The sequence below is a fragment of the Micromonospora sp. ATLC20 genome, assembly GCF_057196585.1.
Genome location: NZ_JBXUOV010000364.1, coordinates 1 through 1,766, shown reverse-complemented (window position 1 = coordinate 1,766; position 1,766 = coordinate 1). Strand labels below are relative to the sequence as shown.

General features: G+C 78.3%; 1 pseudogene. It reads right to left on the bottom strand.

Features of this window, described 5'->3' with window-relative positions:
* Window positions 1-1,766 (bottom strand): annotated as a pseudogene (locus AC2CHG_RS31285) (DUF4132 domain-containing protein); the annotation flags it as partial.

The window sequence follows — 1,766 nt, the reverse complement described above, 5'->3', positions numbered from 1 at the left end:
GGCCGGGAGTGCCCAGGGCCGCCGGCAGCAGCGCCCGCACGGCGTAATCCGGGTGCCGCCGCAGCCAGGCCCGGGCGATCGGGCGGACCGTCTTGAGCCGGTCGAGCCAGTCGGCCATCAGGTCGGCGACCTCACCGTCGGCGTACGGCAGCAGCACCTCGCCGACGCTCTTCGGCGCGGTGCGAGCCAGGTGCAGCGCGGTGGGTAGCGCGTCCAGCTCGTACCGGCCGGCGAGGCGCAGCATCCAGCGGTCGGCGCCCCAGGACTCGTCGGGCCGCCAGGACGGCAGCAGCGGCCGGGCGAGCTCCTCGGTGGCCCGCACGAAGAAGTGGATCGCCGCGTACGATCCGGCCCGCCCGGCGGCGACCTCGGTGGCGAGCGCGCCCAGGTCGTTCCCGTGCCAGTGACCGGCCCAGCCGGGCACGATCGCGGCCCATCGTTCCCGCTCCCCCGGCAGCCAGGCCACGGTGGACCCGGCGGGCCGCTCCAGCCCGTCCACCACAGGCGGGGTGGCTCGTGGGCGCCGGACCGACCAGGGCGGCGTCACCAGCACCGGCGGCAGCCGGTCCGGCCCGGCGACCGGCAGCGCGGACGCGTCGTCGCGGATCCGCTCGACCCGCTCCCGCTGCGCCGGGTTCAGCGCCGGCAGCGCCGCCTCGACGGCGGCCGGGTTGGCCAGCACGTGCGCGCGCAGCAACGTGGCGGCCTCCCGCGCGGCCGGGCTGCGCCCCTCGGCGGCGGCGGACAGCAGGCGCACGCCGCGCACCGGGAAGCGGCGCAGCATCTCGGTCACCGCGGGCGGGACGTACCTGCGGTCCAGCCGGTCCAGCAGCGCCGTCATCGGCTCGTCGCCGGGCAGGGCCGCCAGCAGCGACACCAGACGCTGCCGCCCGTCCGCGCCGGTGTGTTCGTGGTCGAACCACCCGGCCAGCACCGGCGCGACGGGTGGCCCGACCGCGGTGGTGGCGGTGACGATCGGCGCCTGGTCGTACATCAGCCGGTAGACCTGCAGGTGCCCGGCGAGGGCGTGGATGGCGTCCACGTCGTCGACCGCGGCGAGCAGCAACTCGGCGAGGAACGGGCCCCCGTCGCGCGCCACGTCGGCGACGTCCTGGGCCACCCACTCCCGCTCGGTCGGCAGCAGGAACGAGGTGACCGCCCGCGTCGCCAGCGGCCCGGACCGGTACGGGACCAGCGCGGTGCGGGCGGCGGCGTAGTCGGCGTCACCGGCCGCCGCGAGGTGCGCCCGGACCCGGCGCAGCACGGACTGGCGCAGACGCCAGTGGCCGTAGTTGTGTGACTTCTCCGCCTCGGTGCGGTTCAGCAGAAGCGGGGACGCCGACCCGGTGGCCGCCACGGTGATCTGCCCGGTCGCGGCGACCGCCGCGCCGACCGGGCCGAGATCGGCGACCAGCAGGTCGGCGAGGGCCACCCCCTGCTGGTCGCGCCCGTGATAGCCGAGCGCCACCGCCACCGCCGCCACCAGCGCGGCACCGCCCAGCGGGCCGGGCTCGCCGTCCAGGTAGCCGCGCAGCGCCGGGCCCAGCTCGGGATCGTCGGTGGCCCGCGCGGTGGCGGCGACCTGGGCGGCCACCGAGTCCAGCACCTTCCGCCCGGCGGCCCGGCCCTTCGCGGCGCTCGGCAGGGCCGGGCCCGGTGCGCCACCCCGGCGCGGGACCAGCATCCGTCGCCAGCCGGCCGGAACCTCGAACGCCTCCTCGTCCGGCAGCTCGCCGGCGGGCGGCGCCGCCGGTAGCGCCCCGGCC